The organism is Pseudomonas sp. LB3P25 (genome assembly GCF_054897985.1).
In genome coordinates this window covers 4,215,882-4,234,162 of the sequence record NZ_CM142711.1, presented here as the reverse complement: position 1 = coordinate 4,234,162, position 18,281 = coordinate 4,215,882, and the positions used below count along the sequence as shown (strand labels likewise).

Annotated in this window: 12 protein-coding genes; 2 read left to right on the top strand and 10 right to left on the bottom strand. The window is 58.1% G+C overall.

Annotated features, from left to right (window positions below):
- Positions 1 to 19 precede the first annotated feature (19 nt).
- Both ACYZTW_RS19285 and ACYZTW_RS19280 read left to right on the top strand, forming a co-directional pair.
- Positions 20 to 1,129 carry a PilT/PilU family type 4a pilus ATPase gene (locus ACYZTW_RS19285; RefSeq protein WP_462001345.1) on the top strand — a complete coding sequence of 370 codons (1,110 nt, stop codon included), beginning with the start codon at positions 20 to 22 and terminating at the stop codon, positions 1,127 to 1,129.
- A 156-nt stretch (positions 1,130 to 1,285) separates the two neighbouring features.
- Entirely contained in the window at positions 1,286 to 5,014 is a 3,729-nt protein-coding gene (locus tag ACYZTW_RS19280) for a hypothetical protein (RefSeq protein ID WP_462001344.1), read from the top strand.
- 77 nt (positions 5,015 to 5,091) lie between these two features.
- Here ACYZTW_RS19280 and ACYZTW_RS19275 read toward each other — a convergent pair whose 3' ends face one another.
- The 10 genes from ACYZTW_RS19275 to ACYZTW_RS19230 form a co-directional block, all read right to left on the bottom strand.
- Positions 5,092 to 7,047: an acetoacetate--CoA ligase gene (locus ACYZTW_RS19275; RefSeq protein ID WP_462001343.1), complete on the bottom strand. Its 1,956-nt coding sequence runs from the start codon at positions 7,045 to 7,047 to the stop codon at positions 5,092 to 5,094.
- A gap of 121 nt (positions 7,048 to 7,168) precedes the next feature.
- Complete coding sequence (hbdH, locus tag ACYZTW_RS19270; protein WP_462001342.1) at positions 7,169 to 7,942, bottom strand: 3-hydroxybutyrate dehydrogenase; 774 nt, start codon at positions 7,940 to 7,942, stop codon at positions 7,169 to 7,171.
- 7 nt (positions 7,943 to 7,949) lie between these two features.
- On the bottom strand, positions 7,950 to 9,341 hold the full coding sequence (locus tag ACYZTW_RS19265; protein WP_462001341.1) for a GntP family permease: 1,392 nt from the start codon (positions 9,339 to 9,341) through the stop codon (positions 7,950 to 7,952).
- 287 nt (positions 9,342 to 9,628) lie between these two features.
- Complete coding sequence (locus ACYZTW_RS19260; protein ID WP_462001340.1) at positions 9,629 to 11,044, bottom strand: sigma-54 interaction domain-containing protein; 1,416 nt, start codon at positions 11,042 to 11,044, stop codon at positions 9,629 to 9,631.
- A 117-nt stretch (positions 11,045 to 11,161) separates the two neighbouring features.
- Positions 11,162 to 12,736, bottom strand: coding sequence for an ABC transporter ATP-binding protein (locus ACYZTW_RS19255; protein ID WP_462001339.1), 1,575 nt, complete (start codon positions 12,734 to 12,736; stop codon positions 11,162 to 11,164).
- 27 nt (positions 12,737 to 12,763) lie between these two features.
- The gene (locus tag ACYZTW_RS19250; RefSeq protein WP_033061673.1) at positions 12,764 to 13,786 is read right to left on the bottom strand and encodes an ABC transporter permease; all 1,023 of its coding nucleotides are present in this window, start codon (positions 13,784 to 13,786) and stop codon (positions 12,764 to 12,766) included.
- Complete coding sequence (locus ACYZTW_RS19245) at positions 13,786 to 14,847, bottom strand: microcin C ABC transporter permease YejB (protein ID WP_462001338.1); 1,062 nt, start codon at positions 14,845 to 14,847, stop codon at positions 13,786 to 13,788. Before ACYZTW_RS19245 ends, ACYZTW_RS19250 begins: the two co-directional genes overlap by 1 nt.
- Complete coding sequence (locus tag ACYZTW_RS19240) at positions 14,847 to 16,715, bottom strand: extracellular solute-binding protein (protein WP_462001337.1); 1,869 nt, start codon at positions 16,713 to 16,715, stop codon at positions 14,847 to 14,849. The genes ACYZTW_RS19245 and ACYZTW_RS19240 overlap by 1 nt, the downstream gene beginning before the upstream one ends.
- A 134-nt stretch (positions 16,716 to 16,849) precedes the next feature.
- Positions 16,850 to 17,131 (bottom strand): peptidylprolyl isomerase, encoded by a 282-nt coding sequence (locus tag ACYZTW_RS19235; protein WP_046048458.1) that lies wholly within the window; start codon positions 17,129 to 17,131, stop codon positions 16,850 to 16,852.
- 108 nt (positions 17,132 to 17,239) lie between these two features.
- Entirely contained in the window at positions 17,240 to 18,121 is an 882-nt protein-coding gene (locus ACYZTW_RS19230; protein ID WP_462001336.1) for a lipase family alpha/beta hydrolase, read from the bottom strand.
- Positions 18,122 to 18,281 lie beyond the last annotated feature (160 nt).

Sequence of the window (18,281 nt, the reverse complement as noted above, 5' to 3'; positions counted from 1 at the left end):
TTCGCGGGTGCTTTTTGCCATGGAAATCGATGCACTGTTAATGCTCCTGGCCAGCCAGAATGGCTCCGATCTTTATCTGTCCACCGGTGCGCCACCCTGCGCACGGTTCGAGGGTGCGCTCAAACCCGTGGCGGATCAGCCGTTCAAACCGGGAGAAATTGCAGCCATTGCCGCGTCCGTGATGGACGCCGAACAGCGTCTGGAGTTCGATCGGGAACTGGAGATGAACCTGGCGATCTCTTTGACAGGTGTCGGGCGCTTTCGGGTCAATATCTTCAAACAACGCAACGATGTGTCGATCGTGGCCCGCAACATCAAACTCGACATTCCGCGTTTCGAAGACCTTAAACTGCCGTCGGTGCTGCTCGAAACGGTGATGCTCAAACAAGGACTGATGCTGTTCGTCGGCGCTACAGACTCGGGCAAGTCAACCTCGCTGGCAGCACTGATCGACTACCGCAATCGCCACAGCAGTGGCCACATCATCACCATCGAAGACCCGGTCGAGTACATCCATCGGCACAAGAAGTCGATCATCAACCAGCGTGAGGTCGGCGTCGATACCCGCAGTTTTCATGCCGCATTGAAAAATACCCTGCGTCAGGCACCGGACGTCGTGCTGATCGGCGAAATCCGTGACCGCGAGACGATGGAGCACGCGCTGGCGTTTGCCGATACCGGGCATCTGGTGATTTCCACCCTGCATGCGCACAACGCCCATCAGGCGCTGGACCGGATTATCAACTTCTTCCCCGAAGAGCGACGGCCGCAGTTGCTGCACGACCTGGGTAACAACCTCAAGGCGTTCGTTTCCCAGCGCTTGGTGCGTACCCGTGACGGCCAGCGACGGGCGGCGGTGGAAGTGATGCTGGGCACGCCGACGATTGGGGACCTGATCCGGCGCAATGAGTTTTCCGAACTCAAGGGGATTATGGAGAAGTCTGGTGATGTGGGCATGCAGACGTTTGATGGTGCGCTATTCGATCTGGTCGCTGAGGGGGCAATTGATGAAGCAGAAGCGTTGAAATATGCAGACTCCGTCAATAACTTGAGACTGCGTTTGAAACTTCATGAAGATACAACAGCTACTCAGAAATTAGCGCCCGGAGAGTGGGGGTTAGTTGAATAACGGCTGATCGTGTTGTTGTGTTAAGCGCGAAAAAATAGCGCTGCCTGAAAATGGGTTGTAATTTGAGCTAACAGTTTGCTGGTTGATGGCATTTAAGTTGTGGGTAAAGTTCGTTCCGGTTAGATAACACATCGGAAGTTGAACTAAGGTCATGCTATGAAAGTTAGAAATAATTTGAGTCGCTCCACTCTTGCAGCGGCTAATGAATATTTGTTGTGTCATGAAGCAGATAAAGTCGAGCGCGCAGCGTTAATTGCTGCGCTCAGGTCAGGTATTGAGAATAAATCCGATAACGAACTCGTTAATTGTGACGACTTCGATGTCACGCTGCAGGTGGGCTCGTCGCTCGATAAGGTGTACCGTCCCGCCAGCATGCTGTTGATAGAGATGCTTCGATCGGATGCAGTACAAAATATGTTTGCACAGGAGCGCATAGAAGAGCGCCATATTGTTGCTGTTACCAGCGATGGTCATATGATTGTTCTTGGCGATCAGGGTGACAAGGATGTTGCCCACTACTTCACTACCGACGCGGTAATGGGGCCTTGGTTTGCCAGCTTGGTGGATGCTGCAAAGGCGGCAGGCGGGGAAATATGGGCTGATGATGTTGTGGGTGTCCTTCAATGGCTGCGTTTTCACGAACTGGATGTACCGCAGAACGTTGCGCAGATTAAAAACCTGCTTTCCTTTCTGGAAATGGAGTGGCCCGTTGGTGATCACCTTAGTAACTACTGGGAACAACTTACCGGCCATGACAGTTCGTCAGTCGTACTGACTGACACACAGTACGCGGAAATCCGCGCACTGACCGCCACATTTGTGCCCATGAACGAGAGTTTGCTCGACACGTTATTTAGAAATGTTGAGCCAGCGTTCTCCGGCACCGTCAATTGGCAGAGCGCCAATGAATCAATAGCGTATTTGGTGGGGCACCCTTCCTCTAAGGCTTACGCTAAAAAATACCTTAAGGCTTTGGGTTGGTATGGGGCGAACACCGGCGAAACAGTAAACGAAGAGGAACTTGAACAACTGCTCGTTACGGCGATTCTGCTTGATCTCGATCCGGGCATCGGCAACGTCGAGCAGCGAAATCATGTGGGGACTCATGATGTTTTTGCCGCGGAGTATGTCGACAGCCCCTCGGACAGTATTCGCCAGGGGTTGGAGGGCTACCTGGTCAACAACAAAAGGGTTTCCCGCGAAGCCGCGCCACTGGCCTCGCAGCTGCTGTTGGCACAAATAGCCCCGGCGCTCCTGGTCAAGGACATACCCCAAGGGCTTTTGGCAGGCTCGGTGGGTTGGACGGTTTTTTCGCAGTCTGTGGCCTTGGTCGAACTGGGTTCCAAAGGCGCTTCACGCTTCATGACGTATGACCAGGTCATGAAATGTGCTGACGTTGAGCCTGTCAGTCAGTCAATGGCACAGTTGCAAGGCTTGGCGGCCGTCGAGTCGATTGTCGATTGGGCGTTGCTCAACGAGGTGATCACCCATGAAACATTGACTGCATCCGCCAAAGAAACCTGTGAAAACGCCGTGTCCGTTTATCAAACACATCTTGAAGGGTTGGGCCAGGTGTCCAGCGCATTGTCCGCTCCGCTACCGAGCCGACGGGACGTTGCGCTGGCGAATTTGAAAATCGCGGCACCAGGGTGTGATTTTTTGGAGCAGGAAGTCCTAAGGCACTACACCGACAAAACGGGGCAATCCTACAAGATGTCCATGGTAGACCTGCATGTAGAAGGCCAATTGGCGGTGGGTGAATGGGACTTGCACAATGCCCGGAGCATCTACGAAAGATACCTGCAACTGTACTACCTGGAGTCCAATCAGCGCCATTTTGAAAATCTAGTATTAAGTCATCACAACCAACTCCATACGGCGTTGGTGACCAATATAAAATTGGCCTTGTCGCAAATGCCAAGTCGTGATCGCGAGGTCTTTCAAAACGAAAACGTTACCTTTTTTACGGTCCGACCTTCGGTCAGTGTTCCGATGCAACAGTCGGCCAGTTCTGTTGGTTTGACCGGAGTCAACACGCGTCCTTCTAAGCCTGGAGAAAATCAGGCAAGCAAGGACGCGGCAACCGGTCGTTATGGCATCGTCTTGTACGCGAGCCATGGCAATAATGAAGTGACGTGCTATGAGCTCTTCACCTTGCGCGGGGAATGTCGGAAGAATGTCCGGTTGGGTGAGATCATCCGCGACTCAAAAAAAATGAAAACACCTGCAAGGCTGGATTTCACGGGGGATATGACGGAACTGACGCCGGCGATTACTCCGTTTCATCTTCCGATCGATCTAAAAAGCTATACCCAAGGCGTCGAAGCCAGCATCAACCCCACCAGCACCGCTGTCATAGAAAAACTGGGAACGGAGACGGCGGGCAACCGATTCGTGAGTAAGCGGAGCGCCTATCAAAACTTCATGAACCCGCAATTCAACTGGATTGCGCAGTTCATTGTTACTCATCGTCCTTTGGCGACCGAAGATGAACTCAAGGAAGTGGCCACGGTACTGACTAAACGAGAACAGACTCATGCCACCACGGAAAAAGTGGTGAACTACGTTGTTGATCTGGTCGTACCGTTTAAAAAATGCATCGAGGACATCGCTTCCGGCGAAAAGAACCGGGTCGTCGATGGCGTGTTTGGCTGCATCATGGACGGTATCGGCATTGCCGCTTCTGCTGTTGGCGTGGCGACCAAAGTCATGAGCATTGCGGCGAGAACAGTGTCCCTGACGGCGAAGGTCGCCAGTTTTGCAAAGTTCGGCGTGGGCCTGACGGTGTCGGTTTTCAATCCGATCGACGGTTTGCCAACCTTGGCGTACCGGGGCGCGCAAGGACTTTGCAGAAGTGGATTGAAGTTAGGCAGGCAAGGTACTCAAGTGGTAGAAGCGGCAACATTCCAGTTGCGCAAGCTGACCGGTAAAGCTCAGTCCGTGGATCTGATTCAAGGGGTCAACCTGCCGCACATTGCACAAGGCACGTGGCGGCCTCGCGGCAGTACGGCTGACGCATTGAGCGTGTGTGCCATCCGCAACAATGACCAATGGTACGCCGTCAATCGTCACGGCCGGCCGTGGGGCAAGCGATTGGTCAACTTCGACTTCAAGCATATGTTCTCGGTACCCAGGCCCCACAGAGCGTTGCCTTTGAGCTATACACGCCAGATTATTCAGCACAGCCTGCCGGTTGCGGGCAAAAAAATAGACAACGCGATCATGGCGCTGACGTCGCCACGCCTCGAGCATGAGACCAATCTTGCGATCGGCCTGCTGCTGGGAAGCACACCGCAAGCTCGTGACGATATGCTCGCCTTCTTGAGAATCCTCAAAACGGACTTCAACGGCATCTCCGGCAGTAATTTTGTTCTGGACAGTGCGAGAGATGATCACAGCATCGTTGCTTTAAACCCTGACCAATACAAGGTATGGAAAGGCGCTGGCATGGCCGGAAACCAGCCATACATGACCATCGATCCCCGTAACCTTAATGACCGTTTTGATTTGTCGGGCCGGAAATACGGCGCGATTGCCGATGATCTGATCCATGAAATGTTCCGTGGTGGGCCTGATACTGTCGATCTGATCTCCGCCACCCACTCGCAGGCACGGGGCAATCCCGAATTGGACGTGGCTTCTTTGTTGAACCTTGCTTCAGGTCGCCAGCCAGTGTCGGCCGATGAAGTACCGGCCCGTTACCACGACAGCGCCAAAGCCCTGAAAAATGCTGACTCTTACGCACTGACAACGGCATTGCTCAACCAATTGGTGAGTGACAAACCGGCGTATCTAAAAAATATCGGCATCATGACGGCAGCGATTGGCGGCAGTGCCAACCGCGCCATTGATACTGAAGTGTTGGTGAATCTGAATACCGATTGAGATTAACGCCGATGCCGCAGTTGCTACTGCGGCATCTACCAGCAACGCTTACTTCTCAGGTGCAGCGCTGGGGCATTTCAATCGTCCAGCTCCGGACGATTCCGAAACTGCTCCAGCGCCTCGGGATTGGCCAGCGCATCGGTGTTCTTCACCTTCTGACCATGCACCACATTCCTCACCGCCAACTCGACAACCTTGCCACTGATCGTCCGTGGAATGTCCGTCACCGCGACAATCTTCGCCGGCACATGCCGCGGTGTGGTGTTGGCGCGGATGACCTGGCGGATCTGCTGTTGCAGCGCTTCGTCCAGTTCGACACCGTCGCGCAACCGCACGAACAGCACGACCCGCACGTCATCCTGCCATTGCTGACCAATGGCCACGCTGTCCAGCACTTGCGGGACTTTCTCCACCTGACGGTAGATTTCCGCGGTGCCGATGCGCACGCCGCCGGGGTTGAGTACGGCGTCGGAGCGTCCGTGGATCATCATCGCGCCATGGGGCAATTGTTCCGCGTAATCGCCTTGGGCCCAGACGCCGGGGAACTGACTGAAATACGAGGCGCGAAGCTTTTCGTGCTGCGGGTCATTCCAAAATCCGATGGGCATTGCCGGGAAGTGCCGGGTGCACACCAGCTCACCTTTCTCGCCGATTACAGGCTGGCCGTCGTCGTTCCAGACTTCTACCGCCATGCCCAGGCTTTTGCCCTGTATCTCGCCACGGCGCACCGGTTGCAGCGGATTGCTGTTCACAAAGCACGAAACGATGTCAGTGCCGCCAGACATCGAGGCCAGGCACAGGTCAGGCTTGAGGTCGCGGTAGACGTAGTCGTAACTCTGGGGCGACAACGCGGAACCGGTGCAGAGCAGGGTTTTAAGGCTGCTCAGCTCATGGCTTTCGCGAGGTTTGACGCCGTTGCTTTCCAGGGTCGCGAGGTACTTGGGGCTGGTGCCAAAAACACTGATGCGTTCGTCGTCAATCAGGTCGATCAGGCGTTCGGGGTCGGGATGAAACGGCGAGCCGTCGTACAGCACCACCGCGCTGTCCACGGCCAGCGCCGAGACCAGCCAGTTCCACATCATCCAGCCGCAGGTGGTGTAGTAAAACAACCGGTCGCCGGGGCCGAGATCGCAATGCAGGCCATGTTCCTTGACGTGTTGCAGCAACACGCCGCCGGTGCTGTGAATGATGCATTTCGGCACGCCCGTGGTGCCGCTGGAATAGAGGATGTACAGCGGATGAGCGAAGGGCACGGCGACGAAATCCGGTTCGCCGCCCATGTCGTAGAAATCATCCCAGAGCGTCACATTGGCCTGGGTGTGGAAGTGTTCGATGCGCGCTTGCGGTCGGGCGTAAGGCACAACAATCAACTGCTGCAAGGACGGCAAGCGTTCGAGGATTTCATTGACCTTGGCGGTCTGGTCGATGTCCTTGCCGGCATAGCGGTAACCGGCGCAGGTGATCAGCACTGTCGGCTCGATCTGGCCGAAGCGATCAATGACGCCCTGAGTGCCAAAGTCCGGCGAAGAACAGGACCAGATCGCCCCCAGGCTGGTGGTGGCGAGCATGGCCACCAGGGTTTGCCAGGTGTTCGGCATGCAGGCGGCCACGCGGTCGCCAACGACGACGCCGGCGGCGATCAAGCTGTTTTGGAAACCGGCGACATGCTCCGCCAGTTCGGCCCAGGTCAACTGTTCACGCTGGCCGTTTTCACCGATGGCCACCACTGCCACGGCATCGTCGCGACGGCGCAGCAGGTGCTCGGCGAAGTTCAGGGTGGCACCGGGAAACCATTGGGCGCTGGGCATTTGTGGGCTTTCCACCAGCACAGCGTCCGGTTGATCGTGGAAACGGATGTCGAAGAAATCGACGATGGCTTGCCAGAACGCGACCCGCTGATCGATGGACCATTGATGCAGGGCAGGGTAGTCGTCGACGTGGAGGTTGTGTCGCTGCTTGATGAAGCGCCGAAAGGCCTCCATGCGGGTCTTGCCGATGCGCTTGGCGCTGGGTTGCCAGAGGATGTCGGACATGGCTTGCCTCTTCTTATGTCTTCAGGTCCATTCGCGAGCAGGCTCGCTCCCACAGGGGGATCGCATTTCAATGTGGGAGCGAGCCTGCTCGCGAAGAACGATAACGCGATTTAGCGGTTGGTTACTGCGCCAACCACCCACCATCAATATTCCACGCCGCGCCACGCACCTGACTACCGGCCTCACTGCACAAAAACAGCACCAGTTCGCCCAATTGTGGTGGCGTTACAAACTCCAGCGAAGGCTGCTTCTCGGCCAGCAAATCATGCTGCGCCTGCTGCGGGTCGATCCCTTTGGCAATGCGATCATCAATCTGCTTCTGCACCAGTGGCGTCAGCACCCAACCGGGGCAGATGGCGTTGCAGGTGACGTTTGTGGTGGCCGTTTCCAGCCCGACCACCTTGGTCAAGCCGATGACGCCATGCTTGGCCGCCACGTAAGCCGCCTTGCCCACCGAGCCGACCTGACCATGCACCGAGGCGATGTTGATGATCCGGCCCCAGTTCTTGGCACGCATGCGCGGCAGGCACAGGCGGGTGCTGTGAAAGACCGACGACAGGTTGATCGCGATGATCGAGTCCCAGCGCTCCACCGGGAAATCTTCCACCGATGCCACGTGCTGGATGCCGGCGTTGTTGACCAGAATGTCGATGCCGCCGAACTCACGCTCGGCGTAGGCAATCATGTCGGCGATCTGCTCAGGGTTGCTCACGTCGGCCGGGTGATGACCGACCTTGCCACCGTACTGCTGGACCTCAGCGATGACCTTGGAGGCATCGCCGAAACCATTGAGGACCACGTTGGCGCCAGCCTTGGCCAGGCTGAGGGCGATGCCCAGGCCGATGCCGCTGGTGGAACCGGTGACCAGTGCAGTCTTGCCCGAAAGAGTCGTCATGAATACCTCACACAATGCCAGTGGCGTAGAAAGTACCGATCACCACAAAAACCGCCAGGGTCTTGATCAGCGTAATACAGAAAATGTCTTTGTAGGCTTCGCGGTGGGTCAGGCCGGTGACCGCCAGCAAGGTAATCACCGCGCCGTTGTGCGGCAGGGTGTCCATGCCGCCACTGGCCATCGCGGCCACCCGGTGCAGCACTTCCAGCGGGATGTTGGCGGCATGGGCCGCTGCGATGAAGTCATTGGCCATGGCCGCCAGCGCGATACTCATACCGCCCGATGCGGAACCGGTGATGCCGGCCAGCAGGGTCACGGTAATCGCTTCGTTGACCAGCGGATTGGGAATGCTTTTGAGCCAGTCGGCCAATACCAGGAAACCCGGCAAGGAGGCGATCACTGCGCCAAAGCCGTACTCCGACGCGGTGTTCATCGCCGCCAGCAACGAACCGCCGACCGCACTTCTACTGCCCTCGGCGAGTTTGCCGCGAATCGCCTGGAAGCCGAATACCAGCACCATGATGATGCCGACCAGCAAGGCTGCCTGAACGGCCCAGATCGCCGTGAGTTTGGCGATGTCGGTGGTTACCGGCGCGGCCATGCCCGGCAGCGCGAGGCTGTGGGTTTTGCCGTACCACTGTGGAATCCACTGGGTAAACAGCAGGTTCATGATGCCAACGGCCAGCAGCGGCGACACGGCGATCCACGGATTGGGCAGTTTGATGTCGGCAGCGGTTTCCGGCTCGTTGCGCAAATCGGTGCCATACCCTTCACCGGCGTGCTGCGCCTTGTTGCGCTGGCGCTGGAGAAACAGCATGCCGGCGCAGACCACGAAGATCGCGCCGATCAGGCCCAGCCAGGGCGCGGCCCAGGCGGTGGTGTTGAAGAAGGTGCTAGGGATGATGTTCTGGATTTGCGGAGTGCCGGGGAGGGCGTCCATGGTGAACGAGAATGCGCCGAGGGCGATGGTCGCCGGGATGAGTCGCTTGGGAATATTGCTCTGGCGGAACATTTCAGCGGCAAACGGGTAGACCGCGAACACCACCACGAACAGCGACACGCCGCCGTAAGTCAGCAGGGCGCAGACCAGCACGATCACCAGCATCGCCTGACGGGTGCCGAGCAGGCGAATCGCCGCGGCGACGATGGAGCGCGAGAAGCCCGACAGTTCGATCAGCTTGCCGAACACCGCACCGAGCAGGAACACCGGGAAATACAGTTTGATGAAGCCGACCATTTTCTCCATGAACACCCCGGTGAAGGCAGGGGCGACGGCGGAAGGGTCGGTGAGCAGAACGGCGCCGAGGGCGGCAATCGGGGCAAAGAGGATAACGCTGTAGCCACGGTAAGCCGCGAGCATCAGCAGCGCGAGGGCTGCCAAGGCAATGATCACACTCATGGTGTGTCTCCTGGATTGTTATTTTTGTAGGGTGGGTCTGTTGTGGGAGAGGGCTTTAGCGAGTTTCGTGCCAGATGGTTAAGACATTGAAATATATGGATTTTTTTCAGATTTTTATGATGCGCTTGAGGTTTTCGTCTCTATTTGGAGACATGTGTCGATTTTGAAGGCCTCTTCGCGAGCAGGCTCGCTCCCACAGGTTGAGTGTTCAACCTGTAGAAATGCAATCAAGAGTGGGAGCGAGCCTGCTCGCGAAGGTCTGTCTATCGATGGAGATTTTTGTCTCATTAAGGAGACTCTGCAATCCCCAGCGCCACCATCTTCTTATACAAAGTTGACCGCCCCAAGCCCAGCCGCGCCGCCGCTTCAATCACTTTACCCCCGCATTGGGCAAGGGCAGATTCAATCAATTGCCGATCAAACCGCTCCCGGGCCTCACTGAAGGTTTCGTGCGCAACCGCCTCAATCGCCAACGGCACGGCACGCTCTACCGGTGTAAACGTTCCTATTGCCGCGCGGATATCCGTGGTATTCAGCATCAAGTCATCACTGAGCAATGCCGCCCGCTCCAGCACGTTGCGCAGCTCGCGAATATTTCCCGGCCAGGCATGTTGACCCAGCAGGTCCAGCGCTTCGCGGTTCAATTCGTGTTGACTGCGCAGTTCCTCAAGGATCGCTTCACTGAGGGCTGGCAGGTCATCGAGCCGATCACGCAGCGGCGGGACCTGGATCGGCAGCACGTTTAAGCGGTAATACAGGTCGGCGCGAAATTCGCCGCGTTTGATCGCCGCTTCCAGATCCGTTGAGGTCGCAGCGATGACCCGCACGTCACTCTGGATCACTTCGTTGGAGCCCACCGGCTCGAATTCTTTTTCCTGCAGTACCCGCAGCAATTTGCTTTGCAGTGGCAACGGCATGTCGCCGATTTCATCGAGGAACAGGGTGCCGCCCTGGGCAATTTGCAACTTGCCGGCGCGGCCCTTGCGATCGGCGCCGGTAAACGCGCCGGGCGCGGTGCCGAAGAATTCCGCTTCCAGTAACGATTCGGGAATCGCCGCGCTGTTGATGCTGACAAAGGCTTTGTGCGCGCGCGGCGAAGCGCCGTGGATCGCCTGAGCCAGCAGCTCTTTGCCGGTGCCGGTTTCACCGAGCAGCAACACCGGGGACTCGGCACTGGCACTGCGTCGGGCGCGGCGTTTGACTTCCAGGCTGGCGGCGCTGGTGCCGATGAAGTGGGCGAAGTTGTATTTGGTCTGCCGCGCCCGCAACAGCGAGCGGGTGGACGCCAGTTCTTCCTGCATGCTCATGTAGCGCTTGAGCATCGGCGAGAGGCTGCGCAATTCGTCGAACAGCGCAAACCCGATGGCGCCGATCACCACACCGGCGTCGTCATGAATCGGCAGGCGCATCACCACCAGTGGCTCTTTGGGGGTGTCCTGCATGTCGAGCAGTATCGGCCGACCGGTGCGCACCACCTCGCGCAACAGACTGCCGGGGATCACGCTTTCGCAGGCCTTGCCGATCGCCACTTCCGCCGATTCCAGGCCGAAGCGTCGGGCATAGCGCTCGTTCATCCAGACGATGTTGGCATCGCGGTCGACAATCACCGTGCCTTCGCTGGACTGCTCGATGATCTCGAACAACGAACGGATCGCCAGCAAACGAACGCGCTGGTAGTCCTTGAGGCTTTCGGTGGTGTTCATTGCGGCATCCATTGTCGAAGGTCGAGATCAAAAGATCGCAGCCTGCGGCAGCTCCTACAGAGAAATGCGATCGGCGTAGGAGCTGCCGCAGGCTGCGATCTTTTCGGGGCATTATGCCTACCCAGGATGCGCCGCAGCCAACAGCTCTTTGGTATACGGATGCTGCGGCGATTCAAACACGTCGTGGCTGGCACCGCTTTCCACCACTTTGCCGTCCTTGATCACGATCATGTCGTGAGCCAGTGCGCGCACCACCGCCAGGTCGTGGCTGATGAACAGGTAGGTCAGGCCATGTTTTTCCTGAAGCTGGCGGAGGAGGGCGACCACTTGTTTTTGCACCGTGCGATCCAGCGCCGAGGTCGGTTCGTCCAACAGGATCAGCGCCGGTTTCAGCACCAGCGCCCGAGCGATGGCAATGCGTTGGCGTTGGCCGCCGGAGAACTCGTGCGGGTAGCGATGGCGGCTTTGCGGGTCGAGGCCGACTTCCTCCAGTGCGCGAATAACTTCGGCTTTGCATTCGTCAGCCGTCAACTGGCTATGCACCTCAAGGCCTTCACTGATGATCTGCGCCACGGACATTCGCGGGCTGAGGCTGCCGAACGGGTCCTGAAACACCACCTGCATTTTCTTGCGCCACGGCCGCAGCTGTTTTTGCGTCAGGCCGTCCAGCGCTTCACCCTGAAAGCGAATGCCGCCTTCGGAATCGAGCAAGCGCAGGATCGCCTGACCCAGCGTCGACTTGCCGGAACCCGATTCGCCCACAATGCCCAGCGTCTTGCCGCGTTGAATGTTGAGGCTGATGCCATCCACTGCTTTCAGGTAAGTCTTGCGCTGAAACAGCCCGCCACCGAGAGCAAACTGAACGCGCAGATTGTCCACTTCCAGCACGTTCTCGCGCTCGTCCCGGGGCAGCGCTTCACCTTCAGGTTCGGCGTTCAGCAAGATGCAGCTGTAAGGATGTTTCGGTTCGGTAAACAGTGTTTCGCAAGGCGCCTGCTCGACGATTTCCCCGGCCTTCATCACGCAGACTCGTTGGGCAATGCTGCGCACCAGATTGAGGTCGTGGCTGATTAGCAGCAGCGACATGCCGAGACGCTGTTGCAGGGATTTAAGCAGCAGCAGGATCTTGCGCTGCACCGTCACGTCCAGCGCTGTGGTCGGTTCGTCGGCGATCAGCAATTCCGGTTCGCAGGCCAGGGCCATGGCGATCATCACTCGTTGCCGCTGGCCGCCGGACAATTGATGGGGATAGGCCTTGAGCCGCTCTTTGGGCTTCTGAATGCCCACCAGATGCAGCAACTCGAGTATCCGCGCTTGCGCCGCTTTGCCGGCCAGGCCCTTGTGCAACAGCAGGGTTTCGCCAATCTGCTTTTCGATGCTGTGCAATGGGTTGAGCGAGGTCATCGGCTCCTGGAAGATCATCGCGATACGGTTACCCCGCAGTTCTCGCAATACCTTGGCCGGAGCGCCGACCAGCTCCCGGCCACGGTAGCGAATACTGCCCGTGGTTTCGGTGCCGGTCTCGGGCAGCAATTGCAGGATCGAGTGAGCGGTCACCGACTTGCCGCAGCCCGACTCACCCACCAGCGCCAGACATTCACCGGGGCGGATGTCCAGGCACAGATTGCGCACCACGGTCTGGCCACTGAAGGCGACGCGCAGGTCACGGATTTCGATCAGGTTGTTACTCATATCAACAGTCCGCGTCATGGCCAAGGATCAAGATCGTGGATCGAAAGCGTCACGTAACGCCTCCCCGATAAACACCAGTAAAGAAAGAATCAGCGCCAGGGTGAAAAACGCCGTCAGCCCCAGCCACGGCGCTTGCAGGTTCTGCTTGCCTTGACCGATCAACTCGCCCAGCGATGCACTGCCGGCCGGCATGCCGAAACCGAGGAAGTCCAGTGCCGTGAGGGTCGAGATTGCCCCGGTCAGAATGAACGGCAGATAACTCAGCGTCGCGTTCATTGCGTTGGGCAGGATGTGCCGGACGATAACCTTGCGGTCGGTCAGACCCAGCGCACGCGCGGCTTTGACGTATTCCAGGTTGCGTCCGCGCAGGAACTCGGCGCGCACCACGTCCACCAGGGCCAACCAGGAAAACAGCGCCATGATCCCCAGCAGCCACCAGAAATTTGGCTCGACGAACCCCGACAGGATAATCAGCAGGTACAGCACCGGCAGCCCCGACCAAACCTCCAGCAACCGTTGACCGATCAGGTCGACCCAGCCACCGTAATAGCCTTGCAGGGCGCCGGCAGCGATGCCGATCAGTGCGCTGACAAAGGTCAGCATCAAGGCAAACAGGATCGATACCCGCGCGCCGAAAATCACTCGGGCCAACACGTCCCGCGCCTGGTCGTCGGTACCCAGCCAGTTGACCTTCGTCGGCGGGCTAGGTGCTGGTTGATTCAGGTCATAGTTCGGCGTGTCGTCGCTGAAGGGGATCGGCGGGAACAGCATCCAGCCACCGTCCTTGTGAATCAGCTTCTGCACATAATCGCTGCGGTAGTCCGCCTGGAACGGCAGTTGCCCGCCAAATTCCTGCTCGGTATGACGCTTCAGGGCCGGGAAGTAGAGTGAGCCCTGATAGCTGACGATCAGCGGTTTGTCGTTGGCGATCAGCTCGCCGCCGAGAGTCAGCAGGAACAGGCCGACAAACAACCACAGCGACCACCAGCCGCGACGGTTTTTCTTGAATCGCTCGAAACGACGACGACCCAACGGCGAGAGCTTGAACATCAGGCGTTCCTCGCGGCGAAGTCGATGCGCGGGTCGACGAGGGTGTAGCAGAGGTCGCCGACGAGTTTTATCAAGAGACCGAACAGCGTGAAGATGAACAGCGAGCCGAATACCACCGGATAGTCCCGTGAAACCGCGGCTTCGTAACTCATGCGCCCCAGGCCGTCTAGGGAGAAAATCACTTCGATCAGCAGCGAACCGGCGAAAAATACGCTGATAAACGCCTGGGGAATCCCCGAGACCACCAGCAGCATGGCGTTGCGAAACACGTGACCGTAAAGCACTCGGCGTTCGCTCAGACCCTTGGCGCGGGCGGTGACCACGTACTGGCGCGTGATTTCATTGAGGAACGAGTTCTTGGTCAGAATGGTCAGCGTGGCGAACCCGCCGATCACCAGAGCCGTCACCGGTAGCACCAAGTGCCAGAAGTAATCGGCGATTTTGCCCACGGTCGACAGCGATTCGAAGTTGTCCGAGACCAGCCCGCGCACTGGGAACCAGTTCAGCGAGGTGCCGCCGGCGAAGACCACGATCAGGAACATCGCGAACAGGAACGCTGGCATGGCGTAGCCGATGACGATCGCGGTGCTGCTCCAGATATCGAAATGGCTGCCGTGGTGCACGGCCTTGCGGATGCCCAAAGGAATCGACACCAGGTAGGTGATCAGCGTTGCCCAGAGCCCGAGGGAAATGGTCACCGGCATTTTATCGAGGATCAGATCAGTGACGGTGGCACCGCGGAAAAAGCTCTTGCCGAAGTCCAGGCGCGCGTAACTGGTGAGCATCAGCCACAGGCGTTCGTGCGCCGGCTTATCGAAGCCGTATTGCTTTTCGATTTCCTTGATCAGTTGCGGGTCGAGGCCGCGACTGGATCGGGAGGTGCCGGACATGCGTTCGCCGGAACCGCCGCCGACACTCGCGCCGCCGATGCCTTGCAAGTGCGCGATGGCCTGTTCCACCGGGCCGCCCGGCGCGGCCTGGACGATGATGAAGTTGACCAGAAGAATGATCACCAGCGTCGGAATGATCAGCAGCAGACGCCGCAATATATAAGCCCACATCAGTGCGGCCCTCCGGGTTTGCCACGGCGGATTTGCTCAGCGGTCATCTGTTGGTTGGTCAGCGGCGTGGTGCTGATTTCCCACCAGCTCTCGATGGCTTCGTCATTACTCGCCTGCTCGTTGGGCCTGCCGAAACGATTCCACCACACGGTGGAGGTGCCCGGCGGGTAATAGTTGGGAATCCAGTAGTAGTTCCATTGCAGCACCCGGTCCAGCGCGTGGGCGTAGTGCAGCATCTCGGGTTGGGTGGTGGCGCGAACCAGCCCGGTGATCAGTGTGTCGACCGCCGGATTTTTCAACACCATGTAGTTATTGGCGCCAGGGTCGTTGGCCGAGACCGAGCCGAAGTAATTGAGCAGTTCACCCCCGGGCGAAGTCGTGACCGGGTAGCCGGTGACGATCATGTCGTAGTCGCGGCTCATCAGGCGATTCACGTATTGGGACGAGTCGATGCGGCGGATGTTCAGGTCGATGCCGATCTGTTTCAGGGTGCGCTTATAAGGCAGCAACAATCGGTCCATGCCGTTTTGGCTGACCAGGAAAGTGAAACTCAGTGGCGTGCCATCGGCGTTGACCAGTTGATCGCCATCGGGTTTCCAGCCGGCCTGTTCGAGCAAATCGAGTGCCTGCAACTGTTTGTCGCGTATCACGCCGCTGCCATCAGTTTTCGGTGCTTCGAAAACCTGGGTGAACACCTCGTCGGGGATCTGCCCGCGCAGGGGTTCGAGAATCGCCAGCTCGCCGGCATCCGGCAGGTGTCGGGCGGCGAGGTCGGTGTTGGAAAAGAAGCTCTGCTGGCGGATGTACATGTCGCGCATCATCTGCCGGTTGCTCCACTCGAAATCCCAGAGCATGACTAGCGCCTGACGCACTCGACGGTCCTGGAATAGCGGGTTTTGCAGGTTGAACACAAAGCCCTGAGCCGGTTGGGGGGCTTGTGTTGCCAGATGCGCCTTTTGCAGGCGCCCGTCACTCAGGGCCGGGCCGTCGTAGCCGATGGAGTAAGCGGTGGCGGAGAATTCGCGGTTGTAGTCGTAGGCACCGCCGCGCAGAACCTGGCGGGCGACGTCGGTATCGCCGAAGTACTCGATGCTGAAATGATCGAAGTTGTAGAGGCCGCGGCTGACCGGTAAATCCTTGCCCCACCAATCGGCATTGCGCTCGAAGGTGATGCTGCGACCGGAGTCGACCTTGCTCACCCTGTAGGGGCCGCTGCCCAAAGGTGGCTCGTAACCGCCACCATTGGCGAAGTCGCGAGTCTTCCACCAATGCTCGGGAAACACCGGCAAGGTCGCGATATCAAGGGGCAGGGTACGGTTTTCATTGCTTTTCAAGTCGAACCGAACCGTCAGAGGTGATTCCACTTCGACGCCTTTAACGTCGGCAAATTGGGTGCGATAACGCAGGCTGCCCTGGGTCATCAACAGGTCGAAGGTGTAGCGCACGTCTTCGGCCGTGATCGGTTTGCCGTCCGCGAAACGGGCCTTGGGGTTCAGGTAGAAGCGCAGGAACAAACCGTCGTCCGAGCGCTCCATCATCGAAGCCACCAGACCGTACACGGTGTAAGGCTCGTCCAGTGAACGCTGGGCGAGGGGCGAGTAAAGCAGGCCGTCGATCTGTGTGACGCCAATGCCTTTGTCGATGTAAGGCAACATATGATCGAAATGACCGATTTCGATTGCCGAGCGGCGCATCGTGCCACCCTTGGGGGCTTGCGGGTTTGTGTAGGCAAAATGACTAAAGCCGGCAGGATACTTCGCCGGTTCACCGTACACGGTCAACGCATGTTGCGGTGCTGCATTCACACCTGCGGCGCCCAACAACAGGGCCACGGCAGTGAACAATAAAGTAGGGAAAGCCAGTCGCATTGTCAGCCTTAGAGCCGGGTGGTCAATAACCGCAATTTGTACGCTAGCGGCGCGTCCCTCGCCACCCGTATCACATATCCCAAACACAACGGCCCACCAAAAGGCGGGCCGTTGTGCAGAAAACCAAGGGTTGATCAGTCCTGACGGCTGGTCACTTCCAGCAGGTGGTAACCAAACTGGGTCTTGACCGGGCCTTGCACCACGTTGATCGGTGCGCTGAAGACCACGGCGTCGAATTCCTTGACCATCTGGCCTGGACCGAACGAACCCAGATCACCGCCCTGGCGGCTGGACGGGCACGTGGAGTTGGCTTTGGCGACTTCGGCGAAATCAGCGCCGCCTTCGATTTGGGCTTTCAATTCGTTGCACTTGGCTTCGCTGGCAACGAGGATGTGACGGGCAGTGGCTTTGGCCATGGGAAAATACTCCTTTCAATGTTCAGTAAAGTGCGGAGCCTACCGGATTCAGTGGTCTATTTCTCCTCAAAGTTCCGTTCAGACCCTGCAGGCCGGTATGGCATTTCTTTATAGGCCGGCATTTCTCAGGCGCTCGGCATGTTGCACATACAGGGCAATCGGGTCGATGCCCTTGCGCAGCGGACCGCCGGTTTGACTGAGGCTGTCCAGATGATCCAGCGGGTAGTCGGAACGGATGACTTTGCCTAAATGAGAGCTGTAGCGGCCAACCAGGCCGTCGTTCTGCTCGGGTTCGGTGGTGAAGTAGTGGGAAAAGGCACGGAGAAACCCGTGCAGCGGAGTCAGTGCATCAAGCCCTTTGTCGAGGAGGTCGCCCTGCAGGGTGCCGCTCCAGGAGTAATAACGTACGCCGTTGACCCGTTCGCGACCCTTGCCACCCCAGGTTTTCGGCAACCCCTGGGGGTATTTGTCGTTGAACGCGCCTACGCCTTCGGTGGTCAGGGCATTCAGCGCGGCGATGGCATTCTGCGGCAGGTGACGGTGGCCGCTGAGCAACGATAGAAAGTCTGCAAACAACGTTGCAACCGTCGCGGCGACATGTTCCGGCAGGCGCCCGGGCGTCAGCGCCTTGCGCAAGAAGTCGGCCAGTTCCGATCCGTGATTCGGTCCGCTGACGGACGTCACCGAAGCGATTGCCTCCGGCGCTGTCGCTGCCGCATAACGTGCGGCGAGTGCGCCTTGGCTGTGGCCGATCAGGTTGACTTTGTTCGCACCGGTTCCTTCCAGTACCCGTTCGATCTGCGCCAGAAGTTGGTCGCCTCGGACTTCATTGCTATGGGTAGCCGACACGTGCGGGATAAACACTCTTGCGCCTGCACTCCTGAGGGCCTGCTTGACGTCATGAAAGAGTTCGACCTTGCCGATGCGGTCGAAGCCGAAGAGCCCGTGGACCAACAGGATCGGATACTGAGTAGTTGCATTCCGTAGCATGTTCTTTCCTTTTTCGCAGTCGTTCAGAGGTGTGTTGATGGGCTCACTCTAAAGCACACCAGCTGTTCGGCGTTGTATGAAGAAGCCGCTGTAACCTGATGAAAACGGAATAGAAAATGTACGAAAGTTCGAAAGTACATGAGGTCTTGGTCGGAATATT